This window comes from Ruegeria sp. C9 (assembly GCF_056537585.1).
The window spans coordinates 260,277-277,265 of record NZ_JBQFRU010000004.1 but is presented as its reverse complement, the minus strand read 5'-3'; the positions used below and the strand labels follow the sequence as shown (position 1 = coordinate 277,265).

The 16,989-nt window shown below is 59.8% G+C and carries 13 protein-coding genes; 5 read left to right on the top strand and 8 right to left on the bottom strand.

Annotation, left to right across the window (positions count from 1 at the left end; translation table 11 throughout):
• Positions 1-53: 53 nt before the first annotated feature.
• The 3 genes from ACR0NE_RS12490 (at position 54) to ACR0NE_RS12480 (ending at position 4,894) form a co-directional block, all read left to right on the top strand.
• A complete protein-coding gene (locus tag ACR0NE_RS12490; RefSeq protein ID WP_170597007.1) occupies positions 54-3,215 on the top strand; it encodes a valine--tRNA ligase in 3,162 nt (1,053 codons plus the stop codon).
• 146 nt (positions 3,216-3,361) lie between these two features.
• Complete coding sequence (locus tag ACR0NE_RS12485; RefSeq protein WP_170597006.1) at positions 3,362-4,522, top strand: benzoate/H(+) symporter BenE family transporter; 1,161 nt, start codon at positions 3,362-3,364, stop codon at positions 4,520-4,522.
• A 39-nt stretch (positions 4,523-4,561) separates the two neighbouring features.
• Positions 4,562-4,894 (top strand): DnaJ family domain-containing protein, encoded by a 333-nt coding sequence (locus tag ACR0NE_RS12480; RefSeq protein WP_170511344.1) that lies wholly within the window; start codon positions 4,562-4,564, stop codon positions 4,892-4,894.
• On the opposite strand, the gene ACR0NE_RS12475 is transcribed toward ACR0NE_RS12480, so the two are convergent.
• Positions 4,895-5,677, bottom strand: coding sequence for a crotonase/enoyl-CoA hydratase family protein (locus tag ACR0NE_RS12475; protein WP_170597005.1), 783 nt, complete (start codon positions 5,675-5,677; stop codon positions 4,895-4,897).
• A 149-nt stretch (positions 5,678-5,826) separates the two neighbouring features.
• Here ACR0NE_RS12475 and ACR0NE_RS12470 point away from each other — a divergent pair, with 149 nt between their 5' ends.
• A complete protein-coding gene (locus tag ACR0NE_RS12470; protein WP_170597004.1) occupies positions 5,827-6,936 on the top strand; it encodes a pyridoxal phosphate-dependent aminotransferase in 1,110 nt (369 codons plus the stop codon).
• A gap of 81 nt (positions 6,937-7,017) precedes the next feature.
• Here the strand turns inward: ACR0NE_RS12470 and ACR0NE_RS12465 are convergent, their stop codons facing one another.
• The 6 genes from ACR0NE_RS12465 to ACR0NE_RS12440 form a co-directional block, all read right to left on the bottom strand.
• Entirely contained in the window at positions 7,018-8,208 is a 1,191-nt protein-coding gene (locus ACR0NE_RS12465) for an aminotransferase class V-fold PLP-dependent enzyme (RefSeq protein ID WP_170597003.1), read from the bottom strand.
• A 51-nt stretch (positions 8,209-8,259) separates the two neighbouring features.
• A complete protein-coding gene (locus tag ACR0NE_RS12460; protein ID WP_170424260.1) occupies positions 8,260-8,892 on the bottom strand; it encodes a bifunctional 4-hydroxy-2-oxoglutarate aldolase/2-dehydro-3-deoxy-phosphogluconate aldolase in 633 nt (210 codons plus the stop codon).
• Between the two features lie 4 nt (positions 8,893-8,896).
• Positions 8,897-10,702 (bottom strand): phosphogluconate dehydratase, encoded by a 1,806-nt coding sequence (edd, locus tag ACR0NE_RS12455; RefSeq protein ID WP_480459692.1) that lies wholly within the window; start codon positions 10,700-10,702, stop codon positions 8,897-8,899.
• Between the two features lie 2 nt (positions 10,703-10,704).
• The gene (zwf, locus tag ACR0NE_RS12450; protein WP_170424262.1) at positions 10,705-12,150 is read right to left on the bottom strand and encodes a glucose-6-phosphate dehydrogenase; all 1,446 of its coding nucleotides are present in this window, start codon (positions 12,148-12,150) and stop codon (positions 10,705-10,707) included.
• 165 nt (positions 12,151-12,315) lie between these two features.
• The gene (gene ptsP / locus ACR0NE_RS12445; protein WP_170597002.1) at positions 12,316-14,559 is read right to left on the bottom strand and encodes a phosphoenolpyruvate--protein phosphotransferase; all 2,244 of its coding nucleotides are present in this window, start codon (positions 14,557-14,559) and stop codon (positions 12,316-12,318) included.
• Between the two features lie 45 nt (positions 14,560-14,604).
• Positions 14,605-15,843, bottom strand: coding sequence for an aspartate kinase (locus tag ACR0NE_RS12440; RefSeq protein WP_170597001.1), 1,239 nt, complete (start codon positions 15,841-15,843; stop codon positions 14,605-14,607).
• Between the two features lie 155 nt (positions 15,844-15,998).
• Between ACR0NE_RS12440 and ACR0NE_RS12435 the strand changes: the two genes are divergently transcribed.
• Positions 15,999-16,355 (top strand): hypothetical protein, encoded by a 357-nt coding sequence (locus tag ACR0NE_RS12435; RefSeq protein ID WP_170597000.1) that lies wholly within the window; start codon positions 15,999-16,001, stop codon positions 16,353-16,355.
• Here ACR0NE_RS12435 and ACR0NE_RS12430 read toward each other — a convergent pair.
• Complete coding sequence (locus ACR0NE_RS12430) at positions 16,349-16,987, bottom strand: SDR family NAD(P)-dependent oxidoreductase (protein WP_170596999.1); 639 nt, start codon at positions 16,985-16,987, stop codon at positions 16,349-16,351. The genes ACR0NE_RS12435 and ACR0NE_RS12430 overlap by 7 nt on opposite strands.
• Between the last annotated feature and the right edge of the window lie 2 nt (positions 16,988-16,989).

Here is a 16,989-nt window from a genome sequence, read left to right as displayed (position 1 = left end):
TCCATTCGCTATTGCAGGCGCTGACCCGATATTGTTGACGCAGGACGCATCCCATGGCGATGGAAAAGACATTCAACGCGGCCGAGGCCGAGGCCCGCATCTATCAGGCCTGGGAAGCGGCCGGAGCCTTCAAGGCAGGCGCGAACAAATCGCGCGACGAGAGTTTTACCATCATGATCCCGCCACCGAACGTGACGGGTGCGCTGCATGTGGGCCACGCGTTCAACAACACACTGCAGGATATTCTGACCCGCTGGCACCGGATGCGCGGGTTCGACACGCTATGGCAGCCCGGTCAGGACCACGCTGGTATCGCTACGCAGATGCAGGTGGAAAAGATGTTGGCCAACACCCAGCAGCCGGGACGTCGTGAGCTGGGACGTGAGGCGTTTCTGGACAAGGTCTGGGAATGGAAGGGAGAATACGGCGGCACGATCATCGAGCAGCTCAAGCGTTTGGGCTCCAGCTGCGACTGGTCGCGTAATGCCTTCACCATGGCAGGTGCGCCGCGCGACCCGCGTACAGGTCATGAGAACTCGCCGAACTTCCACGACGCGGTCATCAAGGTCTTCGTCGACATGTACGAAAAGGGCCTGATCTATCGCGGCAAGCGGCTGGTCAATTGGGACCCGCATTTCGAGACCGCAATTTCGGACCTTGAGGTCGAGAATATCGAAGTTGCGGGCCATATGTGGCACTTTAAGTACCCGCTGGCGGGCGGTGAGACCTATACTTACGTCGAGAAAGATGAGGACGGGAATATCGTGCTGGAGGAAGAGCGCGAATATATCTCGATCGCCACGACTCGCCCCGAAACCATGCTCGGCGACGGCGCAGTAGCGGTTCACCCATCCGATGAGCGCTATGCGCCCATCGTCGGAAAACTTTGCGAAATCCCGGTTGGCCCGAAAGAGCATCGCCGTCAGATCCCGATCATCACCGATGATTACCCTGATCCAGATTTCGGCTCGGGCGCGGTGAAAATCACCGGTGCACATGACTTCAACGACAATATGGTCGCCAAGCGCGGCGGCATTCCAATGTATCGCCTGATGGACACCAAAGGCGCAATGCGCGCCGATGGTGCGCCTTATGCCGAAGAGGCGGACAAGGCGCAGGAATACGCGCGCGGGCGAGAGTTCACCGAGAACGAGATCGACGCGATCAACCTGATCCCTGATCATCTGCGCGGCCTCGACCGGTTCGAGGCACGTGCGAAGGTGGTTGAGGAGATCACTGCAGACGGTCTGGCTGTCATGACTCGCGCCGATGATCCACGTCTGGGTTCGACCGCTTTAAAGCCGGAACACGAAGGCGCGGATAAGCTGGTGCCGCTGGTCGAAAGCAAACCGATCATGCAGCCCTTCGGCGACCGCTCGAAAGTCGTCATCGAGCCGATGTTCACCGACCAATGGTTCGTCGACGCCGCCAAGGTCGTCGGCCCTGCGCTGGACGCGGTCAAGGACGGCACGGTCAAGATCATCCCCGAGTCGGGCGAGAAGACCTATTACCATTGGCTGGAAAACATCGAGCCCTGGTGCATCTCGCGCCAGCTGTGGTGGGGGCATCAGATACCGGTTTGGTATGGCCTCGATCTCTCGGCTGAGAATTTCAAGGACGACGAAAACGACGGCGACCTTGATTTGGTCGAATTGGGTCGTTTGCTGAACGAAGGCGGCATGCTGCATCGTGGCAATGTCATGGAATGCGCGGCAAGCCTTGAGGCAGTTACAGAGAAATTCCTCGACGACAATGCCAATATACCCAGCCCGCTGAGCCACGCGACGGTCATCGAAGTTGCCGATAAGCAGGAAGCGATCCATCAGTTCGCCGAAAGCCTTGCCCTATACGCAGTCGAACAAGACCCGACCAAGCTGGTCTACCCGGTCTGGCGCGACCCCGACGTACTCGACACATGGTTCTCTTCCGGCCTCTGGCCTATCGGCACGCTGGGCTGGCCTGAAAAGACTGAAGAGTTAGAGCGCTATTTCCCAACCGATGTGTTGATCACCGGCTTTGACATTCTGTTCTTCTGGGTCGCGCGGATGATGATGATGCAACTGGCCGTAGTGAGCGAGATCCCGTTCCACACCGTCTATCTGCACCAGCTCGTCCGCGACGAGAAGGGCAAGAAGATGTCCAAAACCACCGGCAACGTGATCGACCCGTTGGAGATCGTGGACGAATTCGGTGCTGACGCGCTGCGCTTTACCAATGCCGCGATGGCGGCTATTGGCGGGGTACTGAAACTTTCGCGCGAGCGCATCACAGGTTACCGTAACTTCGGCACCAAACTGTGGAACGCCGTCCGCTTTGCCGAGATGAATGAGGTCTTCACCGACGCTGTCCCGCAACTGGACGTGGCTGACCTGAAACCCAAAGCCGCCGTGAACCGCTGGATCATCGGTGAAACCGCCCGTGTGCGGGAAGAGGTCGACGCGGCATTGGAAAGCTATCGTTTCAACGACGCGGCCAACGGGCTTTATGCCTTTGTCTGGGGCAAGGTCTGCGACTGGTATGTAGAACTGTCGAAACCCCTGCTGCAAGGCGATAACGCCGAGGCACAGGCCGAAACCCGCGCCACCATGCGCTGGGTTCTGGATCAGTGCATGGTTCTGCTGCACCCGATCATGCCCTTCATCACCGAAGAACTCTGGGGCCTGACCGGCACGCGGCCCAAGATGGTCGTGCATGCAGACTGGCCAACCTATACGGCGGCTAACCTGATCGACGCGGATGCGGATCGCGAGATGAACTGGGTGATCTCGGTGATCGAAAACACCCGCTCGGCCCGCGCGCAGATGCGAGTTCCTGCTGGCCTATACGTGCCGATGCTGGTGACTGAGATTGACGCGCACGGCCAAGCTGCATGGGACCGCAACGAAGCGCTGATCAAACGTCTGGCGCGGATCGACAGCCTGACCAAGGCGGATGAACTGCCAAAGGGCACGATCTCGATTGCCGCCCCCGGTGCCTCCTTTGGCCTGCCACTGGCGGACATCATCGACATTGGTGCGGAAAAGGAACGGCTGGAAAAAGCCAAAGGCAAGTTGGCCAAGGAACTCGGCGGTCTGCGCGGGCGCCTGAACAACCCGAAATTCGTGGCATCGGCCCCGGAAGAGGTTGTTGCGGAAGCCAAAGCTAACCTTGCCGCCCGCGAAGAAGAAGAAGCCAAGCTAAACGAAGCTCTCGCCCGTTTGGCTGAAATTGCCTGATCTTTTTCCTGCTGCTGATATATTGAAATCGAACCTCACCACCCAACCGGCGGTGAGGTTTTTCTTTACCCTCAGAGCTTTCCCCTTGTTCACGCCACGCCCCGCTTGTTAGCACTTCGGCGACACAACCTGGCGAGGCACTGACGATGCGATCTTTCCCTCCGATGCAGACCGTCTCAACCGGGTTGGTTGTGGCCATTGTCGGGTTCTTCAGCTCGTTTCCCATCGTATTGCAAGGGTTGGGCGCGATGGGAGCTTCATCGCAGGAAGCCGCCTCGGGTCTGATGAGTGCGGCGATTGCCATGGGGCTTGCAGCCATCGTCCTCAGCCTGCGGTACAAAATGCCGATCAGCGTTGCGTGGTCGACCCCGGGGGCCGCTCTGTTAGCCGTCTCGGCCACCCCGGTCGAGGGATTTTCAGGCGCGATTGGTGCGTTCCTGTGCGCCGGAGCATTAACGGTTCTGGCAGGGCTGTGGAAGCCGCTGGGTCGATTGGCAGCAGCAATTCCCACAACACTGGCGCAAGCAATGCTGGCAGGTGTGCTCTTGCCACTATGCCTTGTGCCCTTCAAGGCGGCGATCGAGATTCCATGGCAGGCGTTGCCGGTGATCCTGACGTGGTTTGTCGCGGGCCGTTTCAATCGGTTGATCGCGGTTCCGGCAGCTGTGGTCGCGGCGGCTATCATTGTGTCGCTGAACGCAGGAGATGCCCAATTGATGCCGGATCGTTTGATCGCGGCTCCGATCTGGACCATGCCATCATTCTCGGTCGCGTCGGCCATCGGGATCGGCGTACCGCTGTTTATCGTCACGATGGCGACACAGAATATCCCCGGCGTCGCGGTGATGCGCAGCTTTGGCTTTGATCCTGTTCCCGGCCGGTTGTTTTCATCCGTCGGTGGCGCAAGCATGCTTTCGGCCCCTTTCGGGGCGCCTGCAACCTGCCTGGCCGCAATCACCGCAGCGATGTGTTCCAACGAGGAAAGCCACCCCGATCCGGCGCAGCGTTATTGGTCGGCAATCATGGGGGGCGTGTTCTACTGCCTCTTCGGTATCTTTGCCGTGGCGATCACCAGTTTTGCCGCCTATGCCGACCCGCTGCTAATGGGCACTCTGGCAGGTGTGGCCCTGATCGGGGTCCTGGCCAATGCCATGCATGCCGCGCTGGACGTCCCTGTCGAGCGCGAAGCGGCTATTTTGACACTGGCCATCACAGCCTCCGGCATAACGGTTTTTGGGTTGGGCGCAGCAGTCTGGGGGCTGTTGGCTGGGGGTATCGCATATCTAGCAACAAACCGAGTGCGCTGAGCCCTTTCATCAGACCCCCTCAGGCGGTAAAATAAGCGCATGTTCGGATCGCTTGGAAAACTGATTGAACGCCAGATCAAAAAGGCGCAGGCCGAAGGCCAACTGCAAGGTCTTGAAGGCGAAGGTGCCCCGTTACCCGACCGCTCGGGCGAGGCACAAGGCGATCCCGCCATTGCTGCGGGTCATCGGATCATGGCGCAGGCCGGAGTGCTACCCGAGGAGTTCGACATCAAGAAACAGCTCGACGCCGCCCGCAAGGAGTTTGCAGCGCTGACTGACAATCAGGACCGCAGGGCCGCAATGGCAAAGATTGCTGATCTTGAGATGCGATACAACATGGCCCGCGATGCACGGCGCGCATTCATGCGGTGATCATTTGAATTCGGGCTTTCGGCCCTGCATCTGTGCCATGACAACTTCCATTTGATCCGACTTACCGATCAGGTCGACCTGTTCGGTAGATTCGGCCAACAGCACATCAGCACGGTTACGGGTTTCGGCCACATCAATCAACCGTTTGGCGGCGCGGATGGCGGACGGGCTTTTACCCGCGATGTCCTCGGCCAGCGCCAGCGCTTCGGTCAGGGGATCATCCGACAGTTTGGTAACAAGCCCCCAATCTGCCGCCTGTGGCGCTCCGATAGGGCGGGCGGTATAGGTCAGCAGGCGCAGCACGTCCGAGCGCACGAGCTCTGGCAGCAGAACCATGCCGCCCATGTCGGGGATAATGCCCCATTTCATCTCCATCACTGCCAGCTTGGCTTCGGGATGCGCGATGCGGATGTCAGCACCCAGCGCAATCTGTAGCCCACCGCCATAGGCGACGCCTTGAATAGCGCAGATCACCGGCACTGGGACGCGCCGCCAGATCAAGGCAAGTTCCTGCATTTCGTTGGCATCTTCGTGGCTGCGAGTCATCAGCCATTCGGTTGGGTCTGTGTTCGCCATGCTGGCAAAGCTGGCCATATCGAGCCCAGCGCAAAAGCTCTTGCCCTCCCCCGATAGCACCACGGCGCGGATATCGGCTGCGGCGACCTCTTGACCGGCCGAAAGGATCGCCTTGATCATCGCATCGTCCAGCGCGTTCATCTTATCGCCACGGGTCAGCGTGACACGTGCGATGTGGTCTTTGTATTCGATGGATACGCGGGACATGGGACCTCCGGGGCGTGTTTTGCTGTGTAAACATGCCAGCAAGACGTCAGCAGCGCCACAGCGACGTCAGGGCAAACCGCACATCCGAAGCCTCCTTTGAACTTCTGGCAAGGCTTGCCCCGCCTGATCGGTTGCGCTTATCTGCGGCCATGACTGGTCCTCGTTATACCCCGCTTGCCCTCACGCTGCCCGCGACCGTGCCTTTTGTCGGCCCCGAAACGCAGGAGCGCCAACGTGGCGCGCCCTTCGTGGCCCGGATTGGTGCGAATGAAAGCGTGTTTGGCCCGTCCCCGCGCGCCATCGATGCAATGCAACGGGCCACGGGCGAGATATGGAAGTATGGCGATCCCGAGAATTACGAACTACGCCATGCGCTGGCGACACATCATGGGGTTGCGCCTGAAAATATCGTGGTTGGCGAAGGCATTGACGGGTTGCTGGGCTATCTGGTGCGCCTGCTGGTTGGTCACGGCGATGCAGTTGTGACTTCGGATGGAGCTTATCCGACTTTCAATTACCACGTGGCCGGGTTTGGTGGGGTATTGCACAAGGTCCCCTACCACGACGATCACGAGGACCCGACGGCACTGTTCGCCAAAGCGGCGGAGGTAGACGCCAAGTTGGTCTATCTAGCCAACCCGGACAACCCGATGGGAACATGGCATGCAGGTGAGGATATCGTGTCCGCTCTGGAGGCTTTGCCAGAGGGCTGTTTGGTGGTTCTTGACGAGGCATATGTCGAATGCGCGCCCGAGGGGACCGCTGCACCTGTCGCTGCTGATGATTCACGTGTGATCCGGATGCGAACGTTTTCCAAGGTTTATGGCATGGCCGGGGCGCGGGTAGGCTACGCTATCGGCTCGCCCGAGTTGATTGCGAGCTTCAACAAAGTGCGCAACCATTTCGGCATGAACCGAGCCGCGCAGGCAGGGGCATTAGCCGCGCTAAAAGATGAAGATTGGCTGACGCATGTGCAGCAAAGGATTGCCGGGTCCCGGAATCGCATCAAAGAGATTTCACGGTCGAATGGTCTGCTGCCTTTGCCGTCTGCGACAAACTTTGTGGCGATTGATTGTGGGCGCGATGGGGTGTTTGCCAAGGCCGTGTTGGACGCGCTCGTTGAACAAGGCGTGTTCGTGCGGATGCCATTTGCCGCGCCCCAGAACCGGTGCATTCGGGTCAGCTGCGGAGGTGAGGCGGAAATGGCGGCGTTTGAAGCTGCTCTGCCCACGGCCCTGGCAAAAGCCCGAGCCTCGTAAAGGGGGCTGTCTGCCCCCTATCGCGCCCAAGCGCGATTTCCCCCGAAGGTATTTATGGCCAGATGAAGAGGCGGATCGGGCTTATCCGGCCAGCGTCGCGGCGGCGGCTTCGAGCGCGCCCTGACCACGGGGGATATCGAGCGCAGCCATAGCGGTTTCGACGCCACCCAGCATGGCCATGACCATTTGAGCGTTTACGTGCCCCATGTGGCCAAGGCGGAAGCAGCCGTCCCAATCCTCCATTCCCAGACCGATTCCCAGCGTCAGACCCAGTTGGGTTTCGGTATAGCTGCGCAGCGGCGTGCCCCGCCCCTCGGTCAGGCGGAGGGCAGTGACCGCGTGGCTGCGATGGGCCGGGTCGGTGACGTTGAAATGCAGCGCGCCACCTTGCGCCCAGATTTCGCAGGCGGCCCAGATGGCCGTTGCCAGGTGTTCATGGCGGGCCCAGACCTGTTCGATCCCTTCGCCATGGATCAGGTCGAGCGCGGCGCGCAGGCCATACAGGTGGTGGGTTGGCGCGGTGCCGTTGAAATACTGATAGAACAGATCGGGATTGGCGCGCGGCTGCCAGTCCCAATAATGCGAGACGCGGGGCATTGTGGCGCGCTTGGCTTGCGCCTTGTCGTTGAAGAAGACAAAGCCGGTGCCCGCCGGGGTCATAAGCCCCTTTTGGCAAGCCGTGACAGTGACGTCGACACCCCAGGCATCCATCTCGAACCGGTCGCAGCCCATCGACGCGATGCAGTCAGCCATCAGCAAGGCTGGGTGGTCAAGGTCGTCGAGCAACGCTCGCAGGGCCGGGATATCGTTGCGGATCGATGTGGAGGTATCGACGTGGACTGCAAGGACCGCTTTGATCTTGTGGCTGGTATCGTTACGCAGGGCCTCGGCGATGCGGTCAAGATCCCAGGGCGTGGACATTCCGAAATCGATCAGGTCAACCTTGGCGCCGATTCCTTCGGCCATCTCGGCCCAACCGTGGGTGAATCGGCCAGAGGCCGGGGCAAGCACGGTTTCACCGGGTGCAATGACGTTGGAAAGCGCAGCCTCCCATGTACCGTGGCCGTTGGCGATATAGATGGCGACGTTGTGCTGAGTTCCGGCAACGCGTTTCAAGTCTCGGGTGAGCGCGGGCATCATCTCGATCAATTCGCCGTCATAGATATTGGGCGACGGACGGTGCATCGCATGCAGCACAGTATCGGGCATGACCGAAGGGCCGGGGATGGCCAGATACTCGCGCCCATGCGCGAGGGAGGTTTGGTTTGTCATGAGGGCAACCTGTTTGAATTGAGGCCTACCCTAGCGTCTTGCCCTGCGGCGTCAATCCAGCAGACTGGCGGCCTCGCGGGCAAGTGTTTCGATCCCGGACCAATCACCGTTTTGAACCATCTGCTTGGGCGCGACCCAGCTGCCGCCGGCGCAGACAACATTCGACAGTGACAGGTAATCGAGGGCATTTGACGGCGATACGCCACCAGTTGGGCAGAAGGTGATCTGCGGTAGCGGTGCGCCGATGGCTTTTAGGGCGGGAGTCCCTCCTGAGGCCTCGGCGGGGAAGAATTTCAGCATGTCATAGCCCTTTTCCAGCAGAGCCATGGCTTCGCTTGCAGTAGCCGCACCGGGGAGAAGGGGCAGACCTTCGGCTTCGCAGGCGGCGATCAGGGCATCGGTCGCACCGGGCGAGACGCCGAACTGAGCGCCAGCCTCTTTGGCAGCGCGGACATCTTCGGGCGTGACCAGTGTACCCGCCCCGACAACACCGCCGGGGACGTTGGCCATGGCTCGGATCGCGTCGAGCGCGGCGGGAGTGCGCAAGGTGACTTCAAGGGCCGGGAGGCCACCGGCAACCAAAGCTTCGGCCAACGGGCGCGCATGAGCCGCGTCGTCGACGACCAGGACTGGAACAATCGGGGCCAGCGCGCAGATCTCGCGGGTGCGTTGGGTTTTGGACATTGGGTTACACTCCGAAAATGCTGGCGCCGGTGTCGGCTGAGCCGACATTCTGACGGAAGGCGCCGAAGAGGTCACGGCCAACGCCGTGTTGGTTTGCCGTAAGGTCGGCGGTGGCCGGATTGCGGTCGAGAACACCGGGGGTCAGGATTTCCAACTCGCCCTTGACCGCATCAACGCGCAACTGGTCGCCGTCTTGCAGATAGGCGATCGGTCCACCATCCAGCGCCTCGGGGCAGACATGGATGGCGGCGGGCACTTTGCCGGATGCGCCCGACATACGGCCATCGGTGACCAGAGCCACCTTCTGCCCCCTGCCCTGCAGGATCGACAGGATCGGCGTCAGCGAATGAAGTTCAGGCATACCGTTGGCTTTTGGCCCTTGGAAGCGAACAACAACGATGACGTCATCGGTGAATTCTCCGGCTTTGAAAGCGGCTTTTACGGCGTTCTGGTCGTGGAATACACGCACGGGCGCTTCGACCACTTGGTGTTCAGGTGCTACAGCCGACACCTTCATGACCCCTGTGCCCAGATTGCCCGTCAAGCGAGAGAGCCCGCCCGTGGGTTGGAACGGGTCTTTGGCCGGGCGAACGATCTTTTCGTTCAGACTGTGGCCCGCGCCCTCTTCCCAGACCAACTCGCCGTCTTTCAGCTTGGGTTCTTTGGTGTAGTTGTGCAGGCCCTGCCCCGCGACAGTGAGCGTATCGGGGTGCAGCAAGCCATCTTCCAGCAGCGTGCCGATGGCAAAGCCCAGGCCACCCGCAGCGTGGAAGTGGTTCACGTCTGCCAGACCGTTGGGATAGACGCGCGCGACCAAAGGCACGACAGCGGAGATGTTGGAAAAATCCTCCCAGTCCAGCACGATACCACCGGCACGCGCCATGGCGATCAGGTGGATCAGTAGGTTAGTGGAACCGCCGGTGGCCATCAGGCCGACGATGCCATTGACGAAAGCGCGCTCATCAAGGATCTGGCAGACCGGTGTGTAGTGATTGCCTAGTGCACTAAGGGAAAGGGCGCGGCGCGCACCTTCTTCGGTCAGCGCATCGCGCAGGGGCGTGTTGGGATTGACGAAGCTGGAGCCCGGCAGGTGCAAGCCCATGAACTCCATCAGCATCTGGTTGGTGTTGGCAGTTCCGTAGAAGGTGCAGGTGCCGGGGCCGTGATATGCGGCCATTTCGGCCTTCATCAGCTCTTCGCGGCCCACCTCTCCGGCGGCGAATTTCTGGCGGACCTTGGCCTTTTCGTCATTCGGCAGGCCACTGGTCATCGGACCTGCAGGCAGGAAGACGGCAGGAAGATGCCCAAAGGCTTGCGCGCCGATGATTAGGCCGGGCACGATCTTGTCACAGACGCCCAGGAAAACGGCGGCGTCATAAGTGTTGTGGCTTAGCGCCACTCCGGTCGCCAACGCGATCACATCGCGCGAGAACAGCGAGAGTTCCATCCCCGCCTCGCCTTGGGTGACGCCGTCGCACATGGCTGGCACGCCGCCTGCAACCTGCGCTGTGCCGCCTGCTGCGCGGATCGCATCGCGGATCAGGGCCGGGTAGCGTTCGAAAGGCTGATGGGCCGAGAGCATATCGTTATAGGCGGTGACGATCCCCAGATTGCCAGCCGTGCCGGTGGCCATGGAGTCCTGATCTTCGCCCGCCCCGGCATAGGCGTGGGCCTGCCCGCTGCAGGACAGGTGCGCACGCGCAGGGCCCTTGGATTTGGCCTGCTCCATTCGTTCAAGATGCGGACCACGCAGATCGGCGCTGCGGTCGATGATGCGTTTGGTGACGTCGGATATAACTGTGTTGACCATGATTACCCTCCGATCTGACGCCAGCGGCGCCCATCGCGATGCATCAGCATCAATGCTTCTTCGGGCCCCGAACTGCCCTGATCGTATTTCGCGGGCTTATCGCCACGCTCTTCCCAGCCGTGAATGATGGGATCGACCCAGGCCCATGCGGCCTCGGCCTCATCGCCACGCATGAACAAAGTCTGGTCGCCGCGGATGACATCCATGATCAGGCGTTCATAGGCATCCGGGGATTGGCCGTCGTCGCCCAGCGCATCAGCGAAACTCATGTCGAGTGCAACGTCGGACAGGCGGAATCCGCCCTGCCCCGGTTCCTTGATGGTGGTGCGTAGCGTGATGCCTTCGTCCGGTTGCAGGCGGATCACCAGCACGTTGCCATGCAATGGTCCGACATTCGGAAAAATCGTATGCGGCGGATCGCGAAAGAACACTGCAATCTCGGATTCACGTGCGCGCAGGCGCTTGCCGGTCCGCAGATAAAACGGGACACCGGCCCAGCGCCAGTTGCCGATATGCGCCTTCAGCGCAATGAAGCTTTCGGTACGGCTGGCGGGGTTGCCGACGTGATCCAGATAGCCATCGCCCCCTTTTTCAGTGCGGTACTGACCACGAGCGATATCCTTGGGTTCCACCGGCTCCAGCGCTTCGATCACTTTGACTTTCTCATCGCGCACCGCGTTGGGTGAGAATTTCGAAGGCGGTTCCATCGCCGTCAGGCACAGCAATTGAACCAGATGGTTCTGGATCATGTCGCGCATCGCGCCGGACTGATCATAATAAGCACCGCGCCCTTCGACGCCCACGGTTTCGGCCACGGTGATCTGGACGTTATCAACATGAGTGGCGTTCCAGAGCGGTTCGAAAAGCGAGTTGGCAAAGCGCAGCGCCATCAGGTTCTGCACGGTTTCCTTGCCCAGATAATGATCGATCCGGTAAATCTGATGTTCTTCAAAACAGGCCCGCAGCCCTTCGTTCAACGCTTTGGCTGATGCCAGATCGTGACCAAAGGGTTTCTCGACCACGATACGACTGTCAGGTGTGGACAGGCCGTGCTCGTTCAGACGTTGGGCGATGCCCGAGAAAAGGCTTGGGCCTACTGACAGATAGAAGGCGCGTACCACATCCGGTCGCAGCGTTTTCGCTAGGTCAGACCAACCCGCATCGCCAAGCGCATCTACCGGAACATACTCGACGCGGGTCAGAAAGCGATCAAGCGTATCCTTTTTGAAACCCGGCGCAAACTCTTGCATCGACGCACGCAGCTGTTCACGGAACCCGTCGCTGTCCATGTCGGATCGGGCGGTTCCAATGATGCGCGCATCCTCAGGCATCTGGCCGACTTCGAAGCGATGATAGAGGCCCGGCAGGATTTTACGCTGCGCCAGATCGCCCGTCGCGCCGAACAACACAAGGTCGAACGGATCTACCGGAATTACGCGTGAGACCATTGCAAGGCTCCTTTCGAATTCCCCGCCAGCATAAGCGAGGTTTCAGCCCGGGATTAAAACGCATGTGCGTCATTAGCTATGTTATCGCTAACATTCACCGGCTGAATAGAAAACCTGAGCGCAAAAATCAAGCGCGGATTTGCAGCTGGCATCGCGGAAGATCAGTCAGGACTGCGTCCGCAGCCAGTCCATCACCGCCGGACGCACGGATTGTTCCCCACGATGGCGGGCATCGGCGATAATTTTACGCACATCCTGAAGGTTCGACCGCAACAACAGGCTTTTGACCGGCCCGATTGAGGCCGGGCGCATCGAAAGGGTACGGATGCCCATGGCCGCGAGACACAGCGCCTCGACCGGGCGACCGGCGTCTTCCCCACAGAAGCTGAGCGGTGTGTCCGAGATCGAGCATCTCTCAACGATACGTTCAATGAAACTCAGAAAGCTGACATTCAGCGTATCGTAGCGACGGCGAACCAGTTCATTTTCGCGGTCGGCGGCGAAGAAAAACTGTTTCAGGTCGTTCCCACCGATCGAGATAAAGCCGACTTCGTCAAAGAACTTCTGCGGCGCAAAGGCAAGTGAAGGCGTTTCCAGCATCGCCCCCACTTCGAGCGATTCAGGCAGAACATGGCCCAGGCGCCGTTCACGCTCGATCGTTTTCTTGACCTCCCAGCGCGCCTCACGGAATTCGTCAGCCTGCGCGACAAACGGGAACATGATCGTCAGGGGGCGGCCATCGGCGGCCCGGATCAGCGCCTGCAACTGCATCCGCATCACGCCGCGCTTGTCCAGACCCACCCGGATCGCCCGCCAGCCCAGCGCCGGGTTCGGCTCTTCCACATGTTTCATATAAGGCAGAACCTTATCTGACCCGATATCGAGCGTGCGGAACACCACGCGCTTTTCTCCCGCAGCATCCAGGACACGTTTGTATTGCGTCACCAGCTCGGATCGCTTGGGCATCTGATTGCGGATCAGAAACTGCAGTTCGGTGCGGAACAGGCCCACTCCTTCGGCGCCAGAGGTACTAAGCGAGGGCAAATCGGCCATCAGGCCCGCGTTCATCACCATGTTGATTCGCGCACCATCCTGCGTGACGGTGGGCGTTTCACGGATCGAGGCGTAGCGTTCCTGCGCCTTGGCTTCCATCGCGATTTTATCACGGAAAGCACTAACGACGGTGTCCTCGGGGCGCAGATGTACGACACCGCTATCCCCATCCACCAATATGTGATCGCCATTCAGCGCTTCGGTGGTGATGCGGCCTACATGCACCACCAGTGGGATCGCCAACGCGCGCGCCACGATAGTGGCATGGCTTCCGACCGAGCCTTCTTCCAATACGATCCCTTTGAGAGAACGGCCATATTCCAGCAGATCACCGGGGCCGATATTTCGCGCAATTAGGATCGGATCGGGCGGCAGGTCAGCCCCGTTGCCGTTGCCCTGTCCAGTCAAAATTCGCAGCAACCGATTGCTGAGGTCGTCCAGATCGGCCAACCGTTCACGTAAATACGGATCGGTGACCTGACCCATGCGGGCCCGCGCCTGAGATTGTTCTTTCTCGACCGCCGCCTCAGCGCTGAGACCAAGAGCGATGTCCTCCTCCATCCGGCGCATCCAACCCTTGGAGTTGGCGAACATCCGGTAGGCTTCCAGAACCTGCAACTGCTCTTTGTCGCCGCCTTGAGAAATCTCAAGCATCTTGTCGACGCCGACGCGTAGCTCTTCAACGGCCTCGGTCAGCCGCTCACGCTCACGATGCGGGTCTTCGGCAATGGGATTGGTGACAACAACACGAGGTTCATGCAGCCAGACATGGCCTTCAGCAGATCCCTCCTGCGCCGTGCCCCCGGTCAGCTGAACAGATTGTTGGTGCAGCGGCGAAAGGGCGGCACCTTCGCCAACGAACGCACCCAGTTCGGCCATTTCGGCCAGAACCATTGCGACAACTTCCAGCGCATAGACCTCATCCGCGGAAAACTCGCGCGCTTCGCGAGATTGCACCACCAGGACGCCGAGCTTTTGGCCCAGGCGTTGAACCGGCACGCCAAGAAAAGAAGAATAACGTTCCTCGCCGGTTTCCGGCATGTACCGAAAGCCCTTGGCCGAGGGCGCGTCCGCCGTATTCACCACCTTGCCAGATTTGGCGACGCGACCGACCAGCCCTTCGCCCATACGCATCCGCGTCTTGTGCACCGCTTCTGGGGACAGACCTTCGGTGGCGCACAGTTCAAGCGTATCCTCATCCCGAAAAAGGTAGATCGAGCAAACTTCGCGACCGGTACTGTCGGCGATCAGGTGCGTGATCCGGTCAAGACGTTCCTGACCGGCGGCTTCGCTCGCCATTTCTTCGCGCAGCCGTCCCAGCAGCTTGCGAGATTCTGTTTCCGTGCCTTCCGCCATGGCCCACCCACGTTACGGTTTCAGACAGGACACTTGGCTGAAAGCTCAGGCCGCCTTGTCCAGTTCAAAGGCATCATGCAGTGCCTGAACCGCAAGTTCCATGTATTTCCTGTCGATCAGGACGGAAATTTTAATCTCGGAGGTTGTAATGACCTTGATGTTAATCCCCTCATCCGAGAGAATCTTGAACATCTTGGCCGCAACACCGGATTGCGAGCGCATACCGATCCCGACAACTGAGACCTTGCAAACGTCCTCATCCGCAACCAGTTCGGCGTAGTTCAGCTCACCCTGATCCTTGATCGCCAGCAATGCCTTTTCGGCGCGGGAGACCTGATTGGTCGGACAGGAGAAGGTCATGTCGGTGCGCCCTTCGTCCGAGATATTCTGGACGATCATGTCGACATTGACACCTTCATCGCTGAGCGCTGTGAAAATGATCGAGGCGATACCGGGTCGGTCCGCCACGGAAACGACGGTCATCTTGGCCTCGTCGCGGGAATAGGCCACACCGGCCACAACATTGGATTCCATGATATCCTCCTCATGGCAGACCAGCGTACCGGCCTCATCGGATTGTTCCTCAAAGCTTGAAAGAACGCGCAGTTTCACCTTATAGCGCATCGCCAGCTCGACCGAGCGGGTTTGAAGCACTTTGGCCCCCAGCGAGGCCAGTTCGAGCATTTCCTCGAACGAGATTTTGTCCAGCTTGCGCGCCTTTTCACAGATGCGCGGGTCGGTCGTATAGACACCGTCCACATCCGTATAGATGTCGCAGCGCTCGGCTTCGAAAGCGGCAGCAAAAGCCACGGCGGTGGTGTCCGAACCGCCCCGACCCAGCGTGGTGATGCGACCTTCGGGGCTGATGCCCTGGAAGCCCGCGACCACCGCAACGCGCATCCCTTCGCCGAATTTCTGGTTGATATTCTCGGGCGGGATTTCTTCGATCCGGGCCGCTGAATGGGCACCGTTGGTGATCAGCGGCACCTGCCAACCCTGCCAGCTGCGCGCCGGGATGTCCATTTCCTGCAGGGTCAGCGCCATCAGGCCAGCTGTAACGTTTTCACCAGAGGAGACAACGGCATCATATTCGCGCGCGTCATAGAGCGGAGAGATTTCATCGACCCAGCCCACCAGCTCGTTGGTCTTGCCGGACATCGCCGAAACGATGACGATGACGTCATAGCCTTTGGCTACCTCGACACCAACCCGTTTGGCAGCACGGCGGATCCGGTCCAGATTGGCGACCGATGTGCCGCCGAATTTCATCACGAGTACGGGCATGGGGGCTAGTGTCTCCGCGCCTTGAATTTCTGATCCCGTGCCTCTTATGCGAGGGGGGGCGCAAGGGCAAGTGGGCAAAGTCTGCACCGCAGTGCTTTACTTTGGTCGTGCGTGGTGTAAGCGTTCGGTCAAAGTCTTATTCCACGAGGATTTCAATGTTCCGCTTTGCCCTTGCCCTAAGCCTGGTTTCGACTGCCGCAAATGCCCAAGTGGCCACCCTATCGGGAACGGATGGCGAGAACTCATTAGGCACCGTTCCATGCGCTGCATTGGCAGGTGATACACTGGCCAGTTGTCCGGCCGAATTGCGGAAGCGCGAAGATGGAACGGCGACGTTGGCGGTTCAGTTGAACACTGGCGAGGTCCGGCGGATTTACTTCACCAAAGGCGTGCCGGATTCCAGCAGTTCGACATCGAAACTGACCTATGAGACACGCGGTGATATCATTGTGATCTTCATTGATCCCGGTGAAGTCTACGAAATCCCCAAGGCGGCCCTGAACTCTCAGTAAGGGTGCGCCCGACCATCCCAGGTTTCAAAACAACCGGTAGTATCGAGCGAGAGAGCCGCAAATCGCTCGATCAAGCCGTTTGCCGCCTGATCGACCGTGATCTCTGCCGCAGCTCCGCCCATGTCCGTCTGCACCCAGCCCGGATGGTAGATTCCCACCGCAATGCCATCCGCCTGTAGGTCAGTCGCTAGGTTGCGGCCCAAATTCAGCGCCGCCGCCTTTGACGCACGGTAGATATAGCTGCCACCCGGCGCGCGCGTATGTGACGCCATCTGAGACGAAACGATGGCGATCCGGCCCCGCGCGGTACACAGGTTCGGCAACAAGGACTGGATGGTAAGAAACACGCCTGTCACATTGGCGGCGAAGCTTTGCGCCCACATCTCGGCGGGATAGCCACTAATGTCGTGTCCTTTGTCCAGATAAACGCCCGCATTGCAGATCAGCAGGTCAATCTGGCGGCCTCGCAGTTGCTCGGCCATTGCAGCGTGCTGTTCTGGGTCCGTGACATCCAGCACGATATCTGCGCTACCGTCTCGGGCAGTTCCGGTCACTTCATGACCTTCTGCACGATACTGATCCGCAATGGTTTTCCCGATCCCTCGGTTCGCGCCCGTAACAACGATGTGCATGG